Source organism: Microlunatus soli, from assembly GCF_900105385.1.
In the GTDB taxonomy this organism is placed as follows: domain Bacteria; phylum Actinomycetota; class Actinomycetes; order Propionibacteriales; family Propionibacteriaceae; genus Microlunatus; species Microlunatus soli.
Genome location: NZ_LT629772.1, coordinates 4,114,140 through 4,134,995, shown reverse-complemented (window position 1 = coordinate 4,134,995; position 20,856 = coordinate 4,114,140). Strand labels below are relative to the sequence as shown.

The following is a 20,856-nucleotide window of genomic DNA, read 5'->3' as shown; positions in this document are numbered from 1 at the left end:
GTCGAGTGCACCCGAGGCCAGTCGACACGCCGAAGCGGCGGCTGCCAGGTGGCCCAGATCATACCGGTTGTTCACGACCCGGAGTGGCCGGTTCGAACGCCGCGCGCGTAGGTTGAGCCCATGACCGAAACCCTCACCATTCGCGACAACCGGACCGGACGGGATTACGAGGTCGCCATCACTGACGGCACGATCCGCGCCGCAGATCTGAAGCAGATCGCCGTTGATGGTGAGCCGGGGCTGGCCACCTACGACCCGGGCTTCGTGAACACCGCCTCCTGCCGGAGCGCGATCACCTACATCGACGGCGACGCCGGGATTCTGGAGTATCGCGGCTACCCGATCGAGCAGCTGGCCGAGTCCTCGACCTTCCTCGAGGTCGCCTATCTGCTGCTGAACGGCGAACTGCCCAACAGCGCGCAGCTGGAGCAGTGGACGCACGACATCACCTTCCACACGTTCCTGCACGAGAACATCAAGACCTTCATCGAGGGTTTCCGGTACGACGCCCACCCGATGGGCATGACGATGGCCGCGATCGCCGCGCTGTCCACGTTCTACCCCGACGCCCGCGACATCGGCGATCCGGACAACCGCAAGCTGCAGGCGACCCGGCTGATCGCGAAGATGCCGACCCTGGGTGCGTTCGCCTTCCGGCACGGCCAGGGCAAGCCGTACGTCTATCCGGACAACGAGCTGTCCTACGTCGACAACTTCCTGGCCATGCTGTTCAAGATGAGCGAGCGCAAGTACGACGCCGATCCGCGGCTGTCCCGGGCGCTGGAGATCCTGTTCATCCTGCACGCCGATCATGAGCAGAACTGCTCGGCCAACGCGGTCCGCTCGGTCGGCTCCTCCGGTGTCGACCCGTACTCGGCGATCGCGGCCGGGGTCGGTGCCCTCTACGGGCCGCTGCACGGTGGCGCGAACGAGGCCGTGCTGCGGATGCTGCGTCGGATCGGCGACGTGTCCAACATTCCGGAGTTCATCGAGGGTGTGAAGGCCGGCAACGAACGGCTGATGGGCTTCGGACACCGGGTCTACAAGAACTACGACCCGCGGGCCAAGATCATCAAGCAGGCCGCCGACGGGGTCTTCGAGGTCACCGGGGTCAACCCGCTGCTGAAGATCGCCCTGGAGCTGGAGAAGATCGCCCTGGAGGACGAGTACTTCGTCTCCCGCAAGCTCTACCCGAACGTGGACTTCTACTCCGGTCTGATCTATGAGGCCCTGCAGTTCCCGCCGGAGATGTTCACCGTGCTGTTCGCGATCGGCCGGATGCCCGGCTGGCTGGCCCAATGGGAAGAGCTGAGCGGCGACAAGGAGCAGAAGATCGCCCGCCCGAAGCAGGTCTACACCGGCGCCCGGACCCGCGACTTCGTCCCGATCGACAAGCGCTGACCACCCCGCCGACCCGCCAATTGCTCCCCGGTTTTCGGCGCGTTTCGAGGAGGAAGTGACGGGTCGGCGGGTTGGGTGCGGGGGTTAACCGGAGGTTGGGTCCGGGGCTCTGCCCCATCGCCTGGGACGGCCGGATCCGGTGGACTTGATGCATGGACGTCCTCAGCCAGTTCATCCTGGCCGCCGCCGGATCACCGTGGGTGTTGCTCGCGGTCGCCGCTCTGATCATCATCGACGGGATCTTTCCGCTGGTGCCCAGCGAATCGATCGTGATCGGACTGGCCGCGATCGGTGTCGGCACCGGTCATCCGTCGCTGCTGATCCTCGGCATCGTGGCCGCCGCAGCAGCCTGGGTCGGCGACAATCTCGCGTACGAGATCGGCCGCGGTATCGGGATCACCCGATTCCGCTGGATGCACAGACCCTGGTTCACCAAGGCGATGACGAAGGCGGCCGCAGCCCTGGACCGTCGGGTGTCCTCGGCGGTGCTGGCCGGCCGCTTCATCCCCGGCGGCCGGGTCGCGATCAGCCTGGTCGCCGGCGCCACCCGGATCCCGCGCCGGGTCTACCGCCCGCTGACCGTCGCCTCCTCCACGCTGTGGGCGATCTACTCCCTGGTGATCGGCACCATCGGCGGCGCCTGGGTGGCCGCACATCCCGTCCTCGGCGTCGGGCTCGCCATCGGCCTGGGCATGATCGTCGGCTTCGCCGTGGACCAGATCCTGGCCCTGATCCGCCGTCGGCGGGCAGCTCGCATCGAACGTGCCGAGCTGACCCGCGCCGCGGACCGTGAGCCGACCCCGGTCGGCTGACGCCCCTCACACCCACCCTCCGGGGGTCATTTCGTATCACCTGATGCGAAATGACCCCCGTTCGTTGCTGATCAAGGGCGATTCGGCATCACGTGCTGAGGAATCGCCCGCGACCGCCCGCGACCGAGTCGGAGTGTCGGGTTATCCCCCGCGGCGGTCGGCCGGTCCGCCTCATGTCGCCGGCAGCCGGCGCTGACCAGGATGTTGATCATGACGATCACCGACCCGCGGACCGCCGAGCCCAGCACCAGCACCAGCACCAGCACCAGCACCAGTGATTCCACCCCGGACCGGCACCGGACGACCAGACGACGGACCTGGTTCAGGATGCTGCGTGGCATCGTTCCGCTGGCAGTGATCACCGCGGCGTTCCTGATCTACGCGCTGCCGCCCTACCTGTCGCTCGACCCGGACACCTCGCGAGTGCCGGTCCCGCACTCGGCGATCTTCTACCCCGCCCTGGTGATTCACATCTTCGCCGGGTCGATCATGCTCTGCTGTGCCGCCATGCAGCTGTGGCCGTGGTTGCGCCGCAAGCACATCGCCGTCCATCGCTGGAGCGGCCGGATCTATGTCCTGGCAGCGATTCCGGTGACCGTCGGGAGTCTGATCGTCGCTCAGTTCCCGCCCGGCGGACCGGTCCAGCAGGTCGGCAACACGATGCTGGCACTGCTCTTCGGTCTGTGCACCGCGATGGGCTACCGGGCCGTGCGGCAACGCCGGTTCGGTGATCACCGAGAGTGGATGATCCGCAGCTTCGCGCTGGCCTTCTCGATCGTGGCCAACCGGTTCTGGCTGGTGCTCTGCGTCGTCGTCTTCGCCCCCACCGGGGAGGGCCCGGCGATGACCGCCGCGATCGGGCTCTCGACCTGGCTCAGCTGGGTGGTCAACCTGTTGATCGCCGAGTGGTGGCTGCACCGGAGGCGTCGCCCGACCCGGCGGAGCCGCTGAGGACGCCATCGCGATGACTATCGTGTTCGAATGACAGTCTGGGTGAGCGGCTCGGCGGGAAAGCTCGGCAGCGAAGTCGTCCGGCAGCTGGAGCGCGACGGCATCACCGTGGTCGGTGCCGATGTCGCCGGCCCCGGTGATCATCAGGTCGATCTCACCGATCCGGACGCCGTCCGTCGGTCGCTGACCGGCTGCGATGCGGTGATCCACTGCGCGGCGATCCCGAGCCCGGAGAACGTCGAGCCCGCCGACCTGGTGCACAACAACACACTGTCGACGTTCAACGTGCTGCAGGAGGCCTGGCGGGCGGGCATCTCGACGGCGGTGCTGGCCTCCAGTGGTTCGATCTACGGCACCGCCTGGTCGCCGGAGCCGACGGTCGCACCGTACGTCCCGGTCACCGAGGACAGCCCGCTGGACTACGTCGATCCGTACGCACTGACCAAGGATTTCGCCGAACGGATCGGCCGGATGTACGCCCGGCGCGGGATGACGGTCACCGCGCTGCGGTTCCACTGGATCCTGACCGTCCAGGAGTTGCACGAGCTGGACGGCCAGACCGACGAACGCACCGACGCCCGCAATCTGTGGGGCTACGTCGAACTGACCGACGCCGCGCGCGCCTGCTTGCTCGCCCTGCACCCCGACACCTCCGACGGCCGCTACCACGTGCTGTCGATCACGGCCGCCGACACCCGGTCACGGCGTCCGATCGAGGAACTGCTCGCCGAGTACGCCCCGGGCACCGAGGTACGTCGACCCTTGCTGGGCAGCCAGGGCGCCTGGGACTGCTCCCGGGCGCAATCGATCATCGGCTGGGAACCACTGACCGGTTGGCGCTGACAACCCCGGGCGCGTGATGGAGCTGGAGCGTGTGGAGCTGGAGCGTGATGGAGCTGGGGCATGATGGAGCCGTGGACCGGACGACGTGCCTGATCGGCGGCGGCGGACCGGCGGGGATCATGCTCGGGCTGCTGCTGGCCCGCGCCGGGATCGACGTCACCGTCGTGGAGAAACACGGCGATTTCCTGCGCGACTTCCGGGGCGACACCGTGCACGCCTCGACCCTGCGGCTGTTGGACGAGCTCGGTCTCGGTGAACGGTTCGCCGAGATCCCGCACACCGACCTGTCCGACTACCGGCTGCCGATCGATGATCATCGCACGATCGTGCTCGGCGATTTCTCCAAGATCGGCAAGCCGTACGATCACATCGCGATGGCGCCGCAATGGGACCTGCTGTCGATGCTGGCCGACGCGGCACGCAGCGAGCCCAACTTCCGATTGATCATGAACACCGCGACCCTCGGTCCGGTGGTCGACAGCGGCCGGGTGATCGGTGCCCGGGTCAGGCTCAGGGACGGCACCGAGCAGGTGCTCCGGGCCGATCTGACCGTCGCCTGCGAGGGTCGGGACTCACCGCTGCGGGACGGCGCCGGCCTGACGCCGAAGGAGTACCGGGTCCCGTACGACGTCTGGTGGTTCCGGCTGTCCCGCACCGCGGCCGAGCGGCGCGCTCAGCAGCCCACGCTGATGCCGAAGATCAGCCATCCCGACATCCTGCTGACGATGGCGCACCAGGACTACTACCAGCTCGCCTACCTCGCCCCGACCGGGTCGGCCGATCGGCTGCGGGCCGAAGGGATCGACTCCTTCCGCCGCCGGATCGCCAAGCTCCGACCCGACCTGGCCGACCGACTGGACGAGCTGCGGTCGATGGCCGAACTCCCGCTGCTGCAGGTCAAGCTCAACCGGCTCCGCCGCTGGCATCGTCCGGGTCTGCTGTGCATCGGTGACGCCGCCCATGCGATGTCCCCGTCCGGTGGCGTCGGGGTCAACCTCGCCATCCAGGACGCGGTCGCCGCTGCCCGGGTGCTGGCCCCGATCCTGTCCGAAGGACGGACACCGACCGGCGATGATCTTGATCGGGTCCGGCGTCGGCGGCTTTTCCCGACCGTCTTCCTGCAGACCGGGCAACGGGTTCTGCACAAGACGATCTACGAACCTGCGATGGCCGGCCATCGGGGTGGCTTCGAACTCTTCGTGATCATGATGCGACTGCTCCCCTGGATGAGCATCCCGCTCGGCCGACTGATCGCCATCGGGCCCGGCGCCGAACACGCCCCCGATTTCGCCAGACCGGCCGTCGACGTCGCCGGGTCGGACCGCAGCATCACCGGGACCGACCACGACGGCCATCGGTAGCCGATCCGCCGTCGCGGGTGTTCGGTGTCGCCGCGACGGACCCGATGCCGGTGCCGACCGTCGGATCAGCGCCGGCAGAGCCCGGCAGCTCCATCAGCACGTCGGCTCGGGCGTAGTAGTCGGTCACCGGCAGGTGCTCGCGACCGATCGGCACGAAGCCCGCCTCCCGATAGAGGTGGATGGCCGGAGTGAGTGCGGAGTTGGTGCCGAGGAACAGCCGACGGGCACCCAGCTCACGGGCCCGGCCGATCGCGCCCGCCACCAGCAGCCGCCCGACGCCGCGACCCTGAGCTGCCGGGGTGACGCCCATCTTGGACAGCTCGAGAACGTCGTCGGGGTAGCGCACCAGCGCCACGCAACCGACGACCGACCCGTCGTCGGCACGAGCCAGCAGCACGTCGCCGCCCGGGTCGATGATCCGTCCGCGTGGATCGTTGAGCAGTGCTCGGTCCTCGTCGGTGAGGGTGAAGAGCCGGCTGATCCACTCGGTGTTGATCCGACGGAAGGCCTCGGCGTCGTCGTCGGAGCCCAACGACTCGATCCGGGGTACGGCCAGGGGCGCGGCGTTGGTCGACGATGCCATGGGATCAGTCTGCTGCGACCCGATCAAGAACTCCAATACCTCTACTTCGCCCGATCGATAAGTTGCAGCTATGGATAGCAGGATCGAGCTCCGTCATCTGCGCTACTTCGTCGCCGTGGCCGAGGAGTTGCATTTCGGCCGGGCGGCTCGGCGGCTGCGGATCGCCCAACCGGCACTGTCCCAGCAGATCCGCCGGCTCGAAGGTTTCATCGGCGCAGCGTTGTTCGAGCGGACCTCCCGATCGGTACGGCTGACCGCAGCCGGCGAGGCGTTCCTGCCGCGGGCCGACGCGCTGTTGGGTCGGTTGTCGGCCGACGTCGCCGAGACCGGTCGGATCGCCCGCGGCGAGGCCGGCCGGCTGGACATCGCCTTCATCTCCTCCGCCGCTGGTCCGATGAGCTCGGCGCTGCTGGCCTTCACCGCTGACCGGCCCGAGGTGCGGATTCGCCTCCAGGAGGGCTTCACCAGCACGACGTTGGACCGCTTGCAGCGAGCTGCCGCCGACGTCGGGTTCGTCCGGGATGCCGAGGAGCGGAACGGTATCTCGCTCACCACGCTGCTCGCCGAACCGTTCGTCGCGGTGCTACCGATCACCCATCCGTCGGCGGCCCGGCCGGCGGTCGAGGCTGCGCAACTGGCCGGGTCGCCGCTGGTCCTGTTCCCTGCCCGGGCCGGCGCACACGCTCATGCTGTCAATCTGCAACCGTTCCGAGAAGCGGCACTGGAACCCGACATCGCCTTCGAGGGTTCGGAATGGAACACGATCCTGCACCTGGTCTCGGCCCGGCTCGGAGTCACCATCGCTCCGCGCAGCGCGGCGCGGCCGCTGCCGGCGGGGACGGTGGCGATCCCGCTGACCGGCACCGACGCCCGCAGCACCGTCCAACTGGCCACCCGGGCCGAGGACGACAGGCCCCTGGTCCGGCAGTTCGGCACGATCGCGACCACGATGATCGACGCCGCACGACACCTGCCGGGCCGGCACCCGGTCGATGCCACCTGACAACCCGATCAGCGGGCGCGCTGAACGCGGCCCTCGTCCCAGACCGGTTCGTCGGAGGCGTACACCCCGCCGTCGGCTCCGAAGATCAGGAAGCTGTCCAGTCCGCGGGCGAACCACCGGTCGTGGGTGACGGCGATCACCGTTCCCTCGAAGGCCTGCAGGCCGCTCTCCAATGCATCGGCCGACTCGATGTCCAGGTTGTCGGTCGGCTCGTCCAACAGCAGGCAGGTGACACCGGACAGCTCCAGCAGCAGGATCTGGAAGCGGGCCTGCTGACCTCCGGAAAGCAGGTCGAAGCGGACCTCGGCGGCCTTGGCCAGCTCGTAGCGATCCAGCCGGCGGGCGGCGTACTCCCGATCGAGTCCGTCTCGATGATCATCGCCGCGGTGCAGGATCTCCAGCAGCGTCCTGCCGACCAGCTCGGGATGGTGATGGGTCTGGGCGAACAGTCCCGGCTTGACCCGGGAGCCGAGTCGGGCGATCCCGGTGTGCGCCACCGGAGCAAGATCAACTCCGCCGATCGGATCAAGATCGGATGCCGGCAGCGTTCCGCCCAACGCCAGCAGTCGTAGGAAATGCGACTTGCCGGACCCGTTCGAACCGAGCACGCCGACCCGATCGCCGAACCAGATCTCCGTGCTGAACGGTTTCATCAGCCCGGTCAGTTCCAGATCGTCGACGATCACCGCCCGCTTGGCGGTGCGGCCACCGCGTAGCCGCATCGTCACGTTCTGCTCCCGGGGCAGCTCCTGCGGCGGACCGGCGTCGGTGAACTTGGCCAGCCGGGTCTTGGCGGCCTGGTAGCGGCTGGCCATGTCGGAGTTGTACGCAGCCTTCTGCTTGTACATGATCACCAGCGCCTTGAGCTTGGCGTGCTCCTCGTCCCACCGCTTGCGCAGCTCCTCGAACCGTTCGAAGCGGGCCTGCCGGGCGGCGGCGAAGGTGCCGAAGCCGCCGCCGTGTACCCACAGCGTGTTGCCCGCCGACCCCAGCTCCAGCGCGGCGATCCCGGTCGCGGCGTTGGCCAGCAGCTCGCGGTCGTGGCTGATCAACAACACAGTCTTCTTGGTCGACCGGAGTTGATCTTCCAGCCAGCGTTTGCCCGGCACGTCCAGGTAGTTGTCCGGCTCGTCGAGCAGCAGCACCTCGTCCGGACCGCGGAGCAGCGCCTCCAGGGCCAGCCGCTTCTGCTCACCGCCGGACAGCGTGTTCACCTCACGCCACTTGGCTCGGTCGTAGTCGATCCCGATCGCCGCGGTGCAACAGGCGTCGAAGGTGACCTCGGCGTCGTACCCGCCGGCATCGGCATACTCGGCCAGCGCCGCGGCGTAGCCGAGCTGGGTCGGTTCGCTGTCGTCGGTCATCAGCTGCAACTCCAGCCGGTCGACGTCGGCGACCGCCTGCTGCAGCCGTTGCGGCGCCAGGGAGAACAGCAGATCCCGCACCGTCGAGGAGTCCCGGATGCTGCCGATGAACTGCCGCATCACTCCGAGCCCACCGCTGCGGGAGATGCCGCCGTCGGTCGGTTGCAGGTCGCCGGCGACGATCCGCAGCAGCGTGGTCTTGCCGGCACCGTTGGGCCCGACCAGCGCGATCACCGCGCCGTCGCCGACCCGGAACGTGACATCACTGAGCAGCGGGCGGCCGTCCGGGAGGTGGAACGACACCCCGGTCAATTCCACGTGTCCCATGGGTCCCACTGTAGAAGAGCCGTCCGGTCGCGGACCTCCGGTTTTTCGCCGCCGGGTGGTGTCACCCGACGGCAACCTGATCGTCGAACCGATCGCAGGGGTCCCAGCCGCCGGCCGGCGGCAAACCTTTCATCCCGGCTGTCGGCGAGTAACAATGGCTCCATGTCGCGTACAGCTGTCCGCTGGCTCGCTCCGATCGCCGCCGCCGCGCTGGCGATCGGCGGCGGACTGGCCGCCACCACCGCTTCCGCCGATCCGAATCTGCCGAAGAAGTCACCGCAGGAGCTGTTGACCGCGGTGGCCGGAGCCAAGGTCGACGGACTGTCCGGGACGGTCACCGAGACCGCCGAGCTGGGCCTGCCGTCGATGCCGTCCAACGGCCCGACCGAGGAGTCCGACTTCGGCTCCCTGGCCAGCGGGACACACACGCTGAAGGTGTGGACCTCCGGTGAGGACAAGTCCCGGGTCTCGCTGCTCGGTACCTACGGCGAATCGTCGCTGATCCGCAACGGCAATCAGGCCTGGTTGTGGTCGAGCAAGGAGAAGAAGGCCGTGCACACGACCTACGCCGGCAAGGCGATGGCGCAGCGGCACTCCTCCGAGATGCCGGCGACCCCGCAGGAAGCGGCGAAGAAGGCCCTCGACGCCATCGATCCGAGCACCAGCACGAAGGTCGCCCGCAACGTCACCGTCGCCGATCGGCCCGCGTACGAGCTGGTACTGACGCCGAAGGACGACCGCTCGTTGGTGGGCGAGGTCGCGATCGCCGTCGACGCCCAGACCTCGGTCCCGCTGCGTGTCGAGGTGTCCGCCGACGGCGCCAAGGATCCCGCCTTCTCGGTCGGTTTCACCGACGTCGACTTCTCCGTCCCGGCAGCGAAGAACTTCACCTTCACCCCCTCCGAGGACACCTCGGTCACCGAGAAGAAGGTCGAGCCGAAGGAGCACGGCACGGCCGACAAGGCCGATGCGGCTCCGGGCAAGGTCGTCGGTGACGGCTGGACCTCGGTGCTGGTGACCGACAAGTCGTTTGCCGACCAGCTGGGCAAGGCAGGTTCGGATCGGGCCGGTTCGGATCAGGCCGGTCCGCACGGCCGGTCCCAGGGCGGGTCGGAGGCAGGCCAGATGCTCAACTCGCTGCCGAAGGTGTCCGGATCCTGGGGCTCGGGGCGGCTGCTGACCGGTTCGCTGTTCTCGGCCGTGCTCACCGACGACGGTCGGGTCGCGGTCGGTGCGGTCAAGCCGGCCCTGCTGTACTCGGCGCTGGAGAAGTAGGCCACGCTGTCTGCCGTTTCGGCGCCGGCGACGGCTGATTCCGCCGACAGGGCGGAACTCGAGGCGGCCGTCCGCAGCGAACGCCTGACCAAACGGTTCGGCAAGCAGACCGCGGTCGACAGCATCGATCTGCTGGTGCCGACCGGCGCGGTCTACGGCTTCCTCGGCCCCAACGGTTCGGGCAAGACCACGACGATCCGGATGCTGCTCGGGCTCGTCGCGGCCACCTCGGGGCGACCGATCCTGCTCGGCAGCCCGATGCCGGAGGGAGCCCGGACGGCGTTGCCCCGGGTCGGTGCGCTGGTCGAAGGGCCGGCCTTCCACCCCTACCTCAGCGGACGACGCAATCTGGCCCGGCTGGACGCCGCGGATCCCTACGCCGATCCCAGGACCGCGACCCGGCGTGTCGACGCCGCGCTGGACCGGGTCGGACTGCTCGCAGCGGCGACCAAACGATTTCGTGCCTACTCGCTCGGGATGCGGCAACGACTGGCGATCGCCGGCGCCCTGTTGCAGCCGCGTGAGCTGCTGGTCCTGGACGAGCCGACCAACGGACTGGATCCCCAAGGGACAAGGGAAGTACGACATCTGGTCGCCGATCTGGCCGGCGACGGCGCCACGGTGTTGATCTCCTCACACCTGCTCAGCGAGGTCGAGCAGATCTGCAGTCATGTCGGGGTGATGCATGCCGGCAAACTGCTCACCCAGGGCACCATCACCGAGGTCCGCAACCGGACCGCACCGTCGGTCCGGGTCGTGACCACCGACCCCGACCCGGCGATGATGATCTTGAAGCGGCTGGGAATCGGCGAGCTCGACGCCGTCCCGGTCCGCGGTGATCAACACCGGCAGACGATCACCGGCCTGCTCGGCGAGGTCGATCCGGCGTCGATCATCCCTGCCCTCGCCGACCGCGTCACGGTCTACGGCTTCACCGTCGAGTCCCCCAGCCTGGAGGACATGTTCGTCCAGCTCACCGGGGAGGGCTTCGATGTCAGCGGTTGAGCAGCTCACCGATGATCATCCGAGCAGCGCCGGGCCGTGGGACCGGCCCTCGCTCGGGCGGCAGCTCACCTCCTGGTTCCGGCTGCTGGCCTCGGAGCTGCGTCTGGTCCTCACCCGGCGGCGCAACATCGCCGGGCTGGCCACGCTGGCGGCGGTGCCGATCCTGATCGCCGTCGCGGTCAAGATCTGGGGTGTCGGCGGTGGCGGTGGCCCGGTGTTCATCGACAACATCGTCGGCAACGGGCTCTTCGTCGGACTGACCGCGCTGGCCGTCGAACTGCCGCTGTTCCTGCCGCTGGCGATCGCCACCATCTCCGGTGATTCGATCGCCGGCGAGGCCAACATCGGCACCCTGCGCTATCTGCTGACCGTGCCGGCCGGCCGGACCCGATTGCTGACCGTCAAGTACGCCAGCATCGTGATCTTCTCGCTGCTGGCCACCTGCCTGGTCGCCGGCACCGGCCTGGTGATCGGGCTGATCCTGTTCGGCGGCGGGCCGATGCCGCTGCTCTCCGGTGTGCAGATCAGCTTCGGAGCCGGCTTGGTCAGGATGCTGTTGGCCTGCTGCTACCTGGCGGCCGGATTCGCCGCCGTCGGCGCGATCGGATTGTTCATCTCCACGCTCACCGAACAGCCGATCGGGGCGATGGTGGCGACCGTCCTGCTGACGGTCGGGATGTTCATCGCCGAGACGATCAATCAACTGGACTGGCTGCATCCCTACCTGTTGACGCATTGGTGGTCGGCCTTCGCCGACGTGCTGCGGGACCCGATCTACACCGGCAACATCGAACGCGGCCTGGTCACCGCGGCGGCGTACGCGGTCGTCTTCTGGCTGGCCGCCTGGGCCCGTTTCACCAGCAAGGACGTCACCAGCTGACTCTGGGCGTCAAGCGAGCCGACGGCGCGGCGAACGAGCCGGATGACGTTCCGCCGGCCGTCCGACCGAGGCCACGAACAGCGGAACCGTACGGCGCCCGAGTCCCAGTCGGTGTTGCAGTTCACCCTGCGCCAGCGCCGAGTCCAGCACTTCCGAATGCGGCGAGAAGGCAGCACCCATCCGTGCCGCGCACAACCACACCCGCAGCAGCACCCGGCCGGTCTCGAACACCACCTCCGGCGGCAGGCCGAGCGGCGAGTTCAACACCCGGGTGAGCTCGACCCCGGTCCCGATGGCCAGCTCGTTGGACCGCACGACGAGGGTGAAATGATCCGCGTCGGCGGCATCCCCGGCTGCCTCGATGGGGACCTCGAGCAGCAGTCGTCGCAACAGGTCGCCGCCACGACGCGCGGCCCAGGCCGCGGCACGGCGCGGTCGATCCGGTCGGGTGAACGGCGCGGCGACGGCAGCCACCGGACGCGGCAGCCGGAGCACCCGATCGGTCAGGCCGTCCACCGCATACTGCGGATGGCGTGGTGAGAGCCGTAGCCAGCTGGCGAGTTCCTCCACTGCCCCGGGGCGGGTGAGGGTGTCGGCGGTGCCGAGCAGTGCCATCCGATTCAGATCCCGGGCGGTGATCGGGACCAGGCCGGCCCAGTCCGGGAGGACCGTCGCTGCCGCGGTCAGGAAGCCGTCGGCACGGCGGACCGGACCGCGGTAGGTGAGCCGGGCGGCGAGGAGGTCGGCGTCGAGGAGACGGGCGGGATCGTCGGTGGGCCGGGGTGCACCGCCGAGGGTCAGCCGGGCCACCGGATCACGGCGCCGAGCGGAGACGATCAGCTCCGGATCGCCCAACGTCGGCAGCGTGTCGACGATCAGCTCGCGGCCGGCCCGCCGGGCGGCGATCGCTGCCGCCTCGGTCCAGGCTCCGAGCGCCAGCAGCGTGTCCCGTCCGGTCCCGTCCCCCACCGGCAGCGTCCGCCCCTCGGCAACGCCGAGTTCGATACCGCCGGCACTGATCCGTGGATCCCACGGCTGGGTGTTGTGCGCCGACGGCGCCGAGGCAGCGACCGTGATCAGCTCGGCGAGCAGCGACTCGTCCGGCCCCGACGACCGGCCGGCGGTCCGTCGGTCGGTCGTCATCGCGCCGTCCGATCATCGGGACCATGATCACCGAGTGCATGATCACCGAGATTGCGGCGATAGAAGGACAGGCCGTGCAACGGCCGGCCACCGAGCCGCTGGATGGAACGCGCCGAGGCCGGGTTGTCCCGTCCGATGTAGGTCGCCCGTACGGTGCGGTAGCCGGCGTCGATCAGATGCCGGGCCACCCGTCGCCACATCAACCCGGAGATGCCCCGGCCCTGCTGCTCGGGAAGCACACCCTGGATGATCGCGACCACATCGCGCGACCCGGTCCGACCGCGGAGCAGCCGGACGAGCTCGCGCGGACCGATCCGGCCGCCGGATCCCCGCAGCACGTCGACCGGGTCGGGCATCATCAGCGTGAACCCCACCGGCGCGCCACTGTCACGGTCCTCCGCCATCACCCACAGGCCGGGATCCATCAGGGCGATCAGGCCACTGGTTGCCGCCCGCATCTGGGCCGGCGAGATCTCGGTGTAGTAAGGCAACTGCGCGAAGCAGGCGTTCAGCAGGCCGCGGACCTGCTCCACGTCACGGCGGAATCGCAGGCGGGAGGCCGGTCGCAGCCGGATCCCTGCTGCAGCCAGCTCGTCCTCGGCCGGCGCCTCGATCCGGTCCGCGGTGCTGCGTAGCGCCGCAACGTCCAGCTGCCAGGTGTCGGACTCGTTCCAGGCCTGGAAGCCGGCGTCGGCGTAGGCCTGCGGCACCCAGGAGGGATTCCACGGGCTGTCGAAGAAGCCCGGCTGCTCGAAGCCGGAGGTGATCACCCCGCCGGTCTGGTTGGGCAGCAGCGACATCGGCCCGATGGCCTCGGTGTGGCCGGCGCGCCGACCACGGTCGGCGATGGCGTCCAGCAGCTCGGCGTAGTCGGCACGGGTCGCGGCCCAGGTCGCGCCGAACAGGGTGGCTCGGGTGCCGAGCTTGGCGTCCAGCGTCGGGTCGGCGTGGATCGTGGTCCTGCCGACGGTGCGGTCGCCGCGGCGGGCCAGATAGAGCTCCGGCTGCACCGGCGCCGCCGCGCGACCGGCGAACCAGGACCGTACGGTGTCGGTGAGCAGCGGTACGGCGAGCGTGGCCGGGTCGCCCCGGCGGGACACGGCGAGGAACTCCCGCAGCTGGGTCTCGGTCTGGACCCGCTGCAACTCCAATCCGGCCGGTTGCTGCTGCGCGGCGTCCTGGTCGGCGGCGGAGTGGATCCTGATGAAGCCTGCAGTCGCGTTGCGGGTGTCTCGCGCGATCCACTGCATCAGGTAGCGATGTTCGGGGACGCGGGCGAAGCGCATCATGTCGTCGGTGGACCGGAACGTCGCCACCGTCCCGAGGGTGAACGGGAACTGCCAGTAGACGCCGTGCCAGACGGTGCCGGGCATCCGATACATAGACCGCAGCATCGCCCACCAGTAGCGGGCGGTGTGCAGCCAGGCGATCGGGTGCCGGAACCTGTTCGCGCCGAGAAACAACGACTCGCTGTCGAAGATCGTCCACTGCCGGGGTGCGGGCTCGGCCACGGGGCGTCGGGTGAGCCGGGCCGGCTCGCCGGTCGGCGGTGGTTCCCGGCCGTCGCGGAGCTCGGTCCGGACCGGATGGAAGCGCTCGTTCAGACCGTGGGTCCCGTCCTCGGCACGCCAACCACCGTTGGAGTATCCACGGTCCTCCGCGATCAACAGCCGGGTCCGGCCACGATGGGCGGCCGCCGCCCGGCGAGCCTGCTCGGCGGTGTCGAAAACGACCAGTTCGGCACGGATCGCGTCGTCGCGGACGCGATGACGCCAGACGACGCCGTCCCGACGACGCGCGTCCGATCGCCCCTCGGCGATGATCATCGCCCGCCCGCGACCGGCCGGCGGAGTGCGGGAGAAGTCCGTGGTGTACACCTCAGTCCTCCACCAGGTAGACGTTCTTGATCTTGGACCGCTGGCCGCCGAACGGTCCCTCGCCGAAGCCGTGCACCCGGACCCTGATGTCGCCGGCCGTCGGGTCTTCGGTCAACGACTGCTCGAAGTCCCGCGACACCGACGCAAGATGTGCCACGATGCCGTGCCCGGCGGCTCGGCCGAGATCGGCTCGTTGGACGTCGGTCAGCTCGGCATCGGCGCGCAACTGGACGTGGACCAACGGCCGCAGTTCATGATCATCACCCTCGAGCAAGGCGAGCTTGAAGGACTCGATCGCGGCGGCGTACGGGTTGTCCTGGTAGAGCCCGTTCTCGACATCGATCGGATACAGGTTCGCACCCATGTAGGAGATCGTCGAATCCTTCCGACCGAACAGGAACAGCAACGGCAGCCGCATCCGTTGCACCGCGAAGGCCCGGTGGAAGGCGCGTTGCAGCTCGGGATCGAAGTCCAGCGCGGCAGTCACGTCGGCCAAGCTCATCAGCCGCGCCTCATCGCCGATGTTGTACCGCAGCCGAGGGCTCATCACGGCGGTCGAGTTGAGAGTGACGACCAGTTCACTGTGCTCGTTGACCTCCAGATAGGTCTCCAACGGGTTGTACTGGAAGACCATCGGGATCCGCGTCTCGTCCGGCCCGAGCAGCCGCTCCCGGACCCGATCGTCGGCGTACATCGAACGCCGCAGCCAGACCGCGACGTCGGACTCGCCACCCATCCCGATCGTCAGATCACTGGCACCGTAGCCGGAGTAGACCCGACCGAAGCGGGCCTCGACATAGTCCCGCAGCCCCTCCGTCATCGCCTCACCGCCGACGAAACCGTTCAGCTGATAGTCCGACCAGGAGAACCAGCTCTCGTTGTCCAGCCGATCACGCAGATGTTTGAGGAACGGCGGGTAGGCACTGATCAGGTACACGAACCGCGGTCCGAAATGCCGGATCGTGTCGATGATCTTGTCCAGATCCGGTCCGGTGTTCTTGACCATCGCGATCTTGGACATCGCATGGCCGGTGTTGGTCCCGGTCGCCCAGGCGCCCATCGAGAACGCGTTGATGCAGAACAGCCTCTTGGAGCCGAACAACAGGGTCACATAGCCGGCGACGTTGTTGTGGATCGCCTTCAGCTCGTCCCGGCCACGCATCCAGTTGAACGGCGTGCCGGACGACCCGGACGACTCGTCGACGACCGTCCCGACGGTCTCGATCCGGCCGTTCCAACACCGGTCCGGTTCTGAGTATCGACTGACGTAGCCGTGCTTGTCGGTCTCGGGGAAGCTGTCCAGGCTGAACCAGCGGAACCGGAAGCCGTGCTCCCTCAGATGCTCTTGGTAGGCAGGGACATCGAGGTTGGCGAGCTGGCACATCATCCAGGCGTTCAATCGGGCGAACCGGGCCAACCCGGGATGGAAATGCCGGGCGGTCCAGCGCCACACGACCGGATGCACACGATAGAGCTCGTACAGGTTGGTGATCGCCCGGGCCGACGTTCTCAAGATCGATTGTCGCAGCGCGGACACCGGACCGTGCAGACCTGCCGGGCCCGGGCCATGATGCCGGCGCGCCATCGTTCCCCCATTTCGCACCCGATAGCGATCGCGCGCCGGACAGCACCGGACGCGGGACACAAGATCATCTTGTCGTCCGACTACGGTAGCGGTCGGGTGGGCCAGTTCGGCCGCCGTCAGGTCACGGATCGGTAGTCGGGGTCAGAGATCGTCGGTGGAGAACGTGTCGCAGCGCTTCACCTCGCCGGACTGATAGCCGATGCTGAACCAGCGGACCCGCTGCGAACTGGAGCCGTGGGTCCAGCCGTCGGAGCTGCCACCGGACAGCTTGTCGTCGCCGATCGCCCGAGCCGTGGTGATCACGTCGGAGATCTGTTGATCGGTGATCGGCTCCAGCATCGCGTCCTTGCCGTCGTCGGCCCGATTGGCCCAGACACCGGCATAGCAGTCGGCCTGCAGCTCCAACCGGACCGATCCGGACTTGGCGCCCTTCGACCCCATCTGCTGGGCCTTCTCGTCCAGCCCTTGAACATGCTGGACGTGATGCCCGAACTCGTGGGCGACGACGTACTCCTGGGCCAACGGTCCGTCACTTCCACCGAGCTGCCGTTCCAGGGTGTCGAAGAAGCTGGGATCGAAGTAGGCGGTCTGGTCGCTCGGGCAGTAGAACGGTCCGACCGCGGAGGTCGCCGACCCGCAACCGGTGTCGACCGAGCCGGAGAAGATCACCGTCTGCGGCTCGGTGTAGTCGGACATCAGCTGCGGCCACACGTCGCCCAGGCTGTTGGTCGTCGCGACGATCCGGCAGACGGTGTCGGTGTTCGCCTTCTCGATCGTGCAGCTCTTGATCTGGTCGTCGATCTGACCTGCTCCGGAGCCTTCCGCACCGACGTCACCGGTCGAGTAGTCCCCGCCACCACCGCCGAGGATGTCGGCCGGGTTGATGCCGAACACCAGAGCGGCGATCACGACGACCACCAACCCGGCTCCGCCGCCGATCGCGACCCGGCCGCCTCGGCCACCGCCACCGCCGGACACGCCGCCGGTGTCCAGCGGGCCATCACCCTGGAAGGTCATGGGGCTCAGCGTAAGCCTCTATCGTCGGCGGGAGCATCGCAACGGCCGTTTCGCCGGTAGACGGTAGGTTCGAGGGGTGGCGAAGAACAATCGGCGGCCCTCCGGACCGACGCAGAACCGGCAGCCTGCGCACAACCGGCAGCCTGCGCACAACCGGCAGTCCGGGCGCAACCGGCAGCCCGCCCAGCCCGGTCAGCGGCCGCCGGCTACCGCACCGAAGGGGCGTTACCCGGGCCGTAATCAACCCGGCCGACGCGAGATGCCGCAGCGGACCCCTGCACAGACCGCCCGGTTGTGGATCGTCTCGCTGTGCGGTGCCGTTCCCGGTGCCGTCGTGGTCTGGCTCACCGACAGCTACCTCGCCGGTGCCGCGGTTTTCCTCGCGGTGGTGATTGTGCTGGGATTTGGGATCCACCTGTACGAGAAGCGGAAGCAGCAGTGACCGAATCAACTCCCGACACCGACCCGTCGCCGGACCACACACCGGGACCGACCGACCGTCCGACCGCGCTGAGCCTGGTCGAGGGCCGGTCCCGACGGGGCGTGGTCTCCTTCGTCAGCCGCAGCCCGCGGCTGACGCCGCAACAACAGAAGCTGTGGGACCGGTTCGCCGGCCGGTGGCTGATCGAGGTGCCGCGAGACGAAGCGAAGACCTCGATCCGGCCCGACCATGGCATCGACCTGAAAACCGAGTACGGCCGCGACGCCGACCTGATCATCGAGATCGGTCCCGGCATGGGCGAGTCGCTGGCCCCGATGGCCAAGGCCCGGCCGGAAGCGAACGTGTTGGCGTTCGAGGTCTATCGTCCGGCGGTCGCGAGAATCCTGGCCAAGCTGGACAAGCAGCAGGTCGGCAACGTCCGGGTGATCCAGGCCAACGCCGTCGAAGGTCTGCAACTGCTCGCACCCGAGGCCGGTGTCGCGGAGCTGTGGATGTTCTTCCCCGACCCGTGGCACAAGAGCAAGCACCGCAAGCGACGGCTGCTGAACCACGATTTCGCCGATCTGGTCGCCTCCCGGCTACGGCCCGGCGGCGTCTGGCGGCTGGCCACCGACTGGGCCGACTACGCCCATCAGATGAGGGCCGTCCTTGATGATCATGACGCCTTCGAGTCGTTGTATCCCGGCGACTTCGCCCCCCGCTGGGATGCCCGTCCGGTGACCAAATTCGAACAACGCGGTATCGACGCCGGCCGAGAGATCTTCGACCTGGCCTATCGGCGCCGATGACTAGCGGTACGACCACCGACCCGATCCGCTGGCGGCTCGACGTCAGCTACCGCGGGACCGACTTCTCCGGCTGGGCCGCGCAGCCCGGATTGCGAACCGTCCAAGGGGAACTGGAGCTCTGGCTGCCGCGGCTGCTGCGCACCGATTCACCGGTTGCGTTGACCTGTGCCGGGCGGACGGATGCCGGTGTGCACGCGCGCGGCCAGGTCTGTCATCTTGATCTTGCTCCCGGGCTGATCACCGATGACGGCAGCCGCCTGCTGCGTCGGCTGGCCCGAGTGCTGCCCGACGATCTCGTGGTCCGCCGGGTCGGCCGCGCTCCGGCCGGCTTCGATGCCCGCTTCTCCGCGAGTTGGCGGCGCTACTGCTACCGGATCGGCGACGGCGTGGTACCGCCCGATCCGTTGCTCCGCGACCAGATCGCCCGATGGCCCCGGGAGCTGGATCTGGCAGCGATGAACGAAGCCGCCCGACAGCTGCTCGGGCTGCGTGACTTCGCCGCCTTCTGCAAGCGCCGGGACGGCGCGAGCACCATCCGCACTCTGCTGAAGCTCGCCGGCACCCGTGTTGATCATGGTCCACAGGCGGGCACGATCGAGTTCACCGTTGTCGCGGACGCGTTCTGTCATTCGATGGTGCGGTCCCTGATCGGTGCCCTGGTCCGCGTCGGCGAGGGCGCGCGGTCGACCCCCTGGATCGCCGAGATCCAGTCCGCTGCGGTGCGGGACAGCAGCGTGCCGGTGATGGCCGCCGCGGGACTCACCCTGGAAGAGGTCGGCTATCCGCCGGACGAGGAGCTGGCCGAGCGGGCCACGCGGTCCCGCAACCGGCGCAGCTCGGCCGACCTTGCAGCACCTGGTCCCGACCCCGACCCGGAACAGGCGAGTTGATCATGGCCGACCATTACTTCACCAATTCCCCTGGCGCCGGCAAGAACCGGCAGACCACCGAGGCGACGATCTGGGGTACCGACTACGCGTTGATCACCGCCAGCGGCGTCTTCGCCCGCCATGGGTTGGACATTGCCACCGCCGTCCTGTTGCGGTCCTGCGACCCGCCGACCGATGCGAGCCGGCTGGCCGACGTCGGCTGCGGCTACGGTCCGATCGCCATCGCCTTGGCCGACCACTGCCCTCGGGCGACGGTCGACGCGGTCGACGTCAACGACGCCGCCTTGACGCTGTGCCAGGAGAATGCGGCCGCAGCCGGTGTCGCCGACCGGGTCGTCCCCCTCCGTCCCGAGGCAGCCGATCCCGATGCGCGCTACGACGAGATCTGGTCCAATCCGCCGATCCGGATCGGCAAGCAGGCGCTGCACGAGCTACTGATGGAATGGCTCCCCCGGCTGGTCCCGGACGGTGTGATGCGGATGGTGGTCGGCAAGAATCTCGGCGCCGATTCGCTCCAGACCTGGCTCACCGAGCAGGGCTACCCGTGCGAACGGGTCGCCAGCGCCAAGGGTTTCCGGGTTCTCGTCGCGCACCGGTCGGATCGTCACTGAATCCCACCCCTAGGGGTGTATCGACGCACACCGGAAGCAACTACAACTGCCTGTGTGAACAGTTGCTACACCACTGACAACGGCTCCAGGGGTCACCACGAGCCGACTCCGCACCCAACGGCACCTGCGCAGACCGGACGGTGTGCGCTGTGACCATCGTCTTCTACATCGTGCTCGGGCTGATCGCCGGGGCGATCGCCAAGCTGGTCCTCCCCGGACGGCAGGGCGGCGGCATCATCGCCACGATCATCCTCGGCATCATCGGCGCCCTGGTTGGCGGCTTCCTCGGCAATCTGATCATCCACGGGAAGCTGAGCTTCGCGCTGAGTGGCAACTGGATCTGGTCTCTGCTGACGGCCGTCGTCGGGTCGATCGTCGTACTGCTGATCTACGGCGTGATCCGGCGACGGAGCGCGGCCGAATAGCAACCTGACCGCCCGGGACACCCCGGCACGGTCAAGAGAACACAACCGCACGGGAGGAATTCATGGCTGGAGCAATGGACAAGGCCAAGGGAGCTGCCGCCGAGAAGATCGGTCAGGTCAAGGAGAACCTCGGTTCCAAGACCGACAACCGGGACCTGCAGGCAGACGGTCTGCAGGATCAGGTCAAGGGCAAGGCGCAGCAGGCCAAGGGCGAGGCCAAGGATCGGATCGACGACCTCGAGAACGACCACCGAGAAGCTCACTGACGATTAC

Annotated in this window: 21 protein-coding genes; 15 read left to right on the top strand and 6 right to left on the bottom strand. The window is 68.4% G+C overall.

Annotated elements, in window-relative coordinates:
* The first annotated feature begins 120 nt into the window (after positions 1 to 120).
* The 5 genes from BLU38_RS18940 to BLU38_RS18920 all read left to right on the top strand — a co-directional run bounded on the left by BLU38_RS18940 (position 121) and on the right by BLU38_RS18920 (position 5,368).
* Positions 121 to 1,401 carry a citrate synthase gene (locus BLU38_RS18940; protein ID WP_091527017.1) on the top strand — a complete coding sequence of 427 codons (1,281 nt, stop codon included), beginning with the start codon at positions 121 to 123 and terminating at the stop codon, positions 1,399 to 1,401.
* A 152-nt stretch (positions 1,402 to 1,553) separates the two neighbouring features.
* Positions 1,554 to 2,213 carry a DedA family protein gene (locus tag BLU38_RS18935; protein WP_091527016.1) on the top strand — a complete coding sequence of 220 codons (660 nt, stop codon included), beginning with the start codon at positions 1,554 to 1,556 and terminating at the stop codon, positions 2,211 to 2,213.
* 210 nt (positions 2,214 to 2,423) lie between these two features.
* On the top strand, positions 2,424 to 3,164 hold the full coding sequence (locus tag BLU38_RS18930; RefSeq protein ID WP_231919926.1) for a DUF2306 domain-containing protein: 741 nt from the start codon (positions 2,424 to 2,426) through the stop codon (positions 3,162 to 3,164).
* A gap of 30 nt (positions 3,165 to 3,194) precedes the next feature.
* Entirely contained in the window at positions 3,195 to 4,007 is an 813-nt protein-coding gene (locus tag BLU38_RS18925) for an NAD-dependent epimerase/dehydratase family protein (protein WP_091527015.1), read from the top strand.
* 71 nt (positions 4,008 to 4,078) lie between these two features.
* Complete coding sequence (locus BLU38_RS18920) at positions 4,079 to 5,368, top strand: FAD-dependent oxidoreductase (RefSeq protein WP_197679778.1); 1,290 nt, start codon at positions 4,079 to 4,081, stop codon at positions 5,366 to 5,368.
* On the opposite strand, the gene BLU38_RS18915 is transcribed toward BLU38_RS18920, so the two are convergent.
* Positions 5,337 to 5,951, bottom strand: a complete 615-nt coding sequence (locus tag BLU38_RS18915) for a GNAT family N-acetyltransferase (RefSeq protein WP_091532761.1) — start codon at positions 5,949 to 5,951, stop codon at positions 5,337 to 5,339. The two genes, BLU38_RS18920 and BLU38_RS18915, sit on opposite strands and share 32 nt — an antisense overlap.
* 70 nt (positions 5,952 to 6,021) lie before the next feature.
* Between BLU38_RS18915 and BLU38_RS18910 the strand changes: the two genes are divergently transcribed.
* Entirely contained in the window at positions 6,022 to 6,954 is a 933-nt protein-coding gene (locus BLU38_RS18910) for a LysR substrate-binding domain-containing protein (protein ID WP_091527014.1), read from the top strand.
* Positions 6,955 to 6,962: 8 nt separating this feature from the next.
* On the opposite strand, the gene BLU38_RS18905 is transcribed toward BLU38_RS18910, so the two are convergent.
* Positions 6,963 to 8,645 (bottom strand): ABC-F family ATP-binding cassette domain-containing protein, encoded by a 1,683-nt coding sequence (locus BLU38_RS18905; RefSeq protein ID WP_091527013.1) that lies wholly within the window; start codon positions 8,643 to 8,645, stop codon positions 6,963 to 6,965.
* Between the two features lie 162 nt (positions 8,646 to 8,807).
* Here BLU38_RS18905 and BLU38_RS18900 point away from each other — a divergent pair, with 162 nt between their 5' ends.
* Genes BLU38_RS18900 through BLU38_RS18890 form a run of 3 tightly spaced genes read left to right on the top strand, consistent with a single transcriptional unit; the run spans position 8,808 to position 11,805 of the window.
* Positions 8,808 to 9,920 (top strand): LolA family protein, encoded by a 1,113-nt coding sequence (locus tag BLU38_RS18900; RefSeq protein ID WP_091527012.1) that lies wholly within the window; start codon positions 8,808 to 8,810, stop codon positions 9,918 to 9,920.
* 6 nt (positions 9,921 to 9,926) lie between these two features.
* Positions 9,927 to 10,925 (top strand): ABC transporter ATP-binding protein, encoded by a 999-nt coding sequence (locus BLU38_RS18895; RefSeq protein ID WP_091527011.1) that lies wholly within the window; start codon positions 9,927 to 9,929, stop codon positions 10,923 to 10,925.
* Positions 10,912 to 11,805, top strand: a complete 894-nt coding sequence (locus BLU38_RS18890; RefSeq protein WP_091527010.1) for an ABC transporter permease — start codon at positions 10,912 to 10,914, stop codon at positions 11,803 to 11,805. The genes BLU38_RS18895 and BLU38_RS18890 overlap by 14 nt, the downstream gene beginning before the upstream one ends.
* Before the next feature lie 9 nt (positions 11,806 to 11,814).
* Here the strand turns inward: BLU38_RS18890 and BLU38_RS18885 are convergent, their stop codons facing one another.
* The 4 genes from BLU38_RS18885 to ypfJ form a co-directional block, all read right to left on the bottom strand.
* A complete protein-coding gene (locus BLU38_RS18885) occupies positions 11,815 to 12,948 on the bottom strand; it encodes a hypothetical protein (RefSeq protein WP_091527009.1) in 1,134 nt (377 codons plus the stop codon).
* Positions 12,945 to 14,825, bottom strand: a complete 1,881-nt coding sequence (locus BLU38_RS18880) for a hypothetical protein (RefSeq protein WP_091527008.1) — start codon at positions 14,823 to 14,825, stop codon at positions 12,945 to 12,947. The genes BLU38_RS18885 and BLU38_RS18880 overlap by 4 nt, the downstream gene beginning before the upstream one ends.
* 1 nt (position 14,826) lies before the next feature.
* On the bottom strand, positions 14,827 to 16,410 hold the full coding sequence (locus BLU38_RS18875) for a phenylacetate--CoA ligase family protein (RefSeq protein WP_091527007.1): 1,584 nt from the start codon (positions 16,408 to 16,410) through the stop codon (positions 14,827 to 14,829).
* Positions 16,411 to 16,551: 141 nt separating this feature from the next.
* Complete coding sequence (ypfJ, locus tag BLU38_RS18870; protein ID WP_091527006.1) at positions 16,552 to 17,427, bottom strand: KPN_02809 family neutral zinc metallopeptidase; 876 nt, start codon at positions 17,425 to 17,427, stop codon at positions 16,552 to 16,554.
* A gap of 76 nt (positions 17,428 to 17,503) precedes the next feature.
* On the opposite strand from ypfJ, the gene BLU38_RS30975 reads away from it, so the two are divergent.
* The 6 genes from BLU38_RS30975 to BLU38_RS18840 all read left to right on the top strand — a co-directional run bounded on the left by BLU38_RS30975 (position 17,504) and on the right by BLU38_RS18840 (position 20,849).
* Complete coding sequence (locus BLU38_RS30975) at positions 17,504 to 17,869, top strand: hypothetical protein (protein WP_157683554.1); 366 nt, start codon at positions 17,504 to 17,506, stop codon at positions 17,867 to 17,869.
* A complete protein-coding gene (gene trmB, locus BLU38_RS18860) occupies positions 17,866 to 18,657 on the top strand; it encodes a tRNA (guanosine(46)-N7)-methyltransferase TrmB (protein ID WP_231919924.1) in 792 nt (263 codons plus the stop codon). The genes BLU38_RS30975 and trmB overlap by 4 nt, the downstream gene beginning before the upstream one ends.
* A complete protein-coding gene (gene truA / locus BLU38_RS18855) occupies positions 18,654 to 19,547 on the top strand; it encodes a tRNA pseudouridine(38-40) synthase TruA (protein WP_091527004.1) in 894 nt (297 codons plus the stop codon). The genes trmB and truA overlap by 4 nt, the downstream gene beginning before the upstream one ends.
* 2 nt (positions 19,548 to 19,549) lie before the next feature.
* Positions 19,550 to 20,158, top strand: coding sequence for a class I SAM-dependent methyltransferase (locus tag BLU38_RS18850; protein ID WP_091527003.1), 609 nt, complete (start codon positions 19,550 to 19,552; stop codon positions 20,156 to 20,158).
* Positions 20,159 to 20,307: 149 nt separating this feature from the next.
* Positions 20,308 to 20,583, top strand: coding sequence for a GlsB/YeaQ/YmgE family stress response membrane protein (locus BLU38_RS18845; RefSeq protein ID WP_091527002.1), 276 nt, complete (start codon positions 20,308 to 20,310; stop codon positions 20,581 to 20,583).
* Positions 20,584 to 20,645: 62 nt separating this feature from the next.
* On the top strand, positions 20,646 to 20,849 hold the full coding sequence (locus BLU38_RS18840) for a CsbD family protein (protein WP_091527001.1): 204 nt from the start codon (positions 20,646 to 20,648) through the stop codon (positions 20,847 to 20,849).
* Positions 20,850 to 20,856 lie beyond the last annotated feature (7 nt).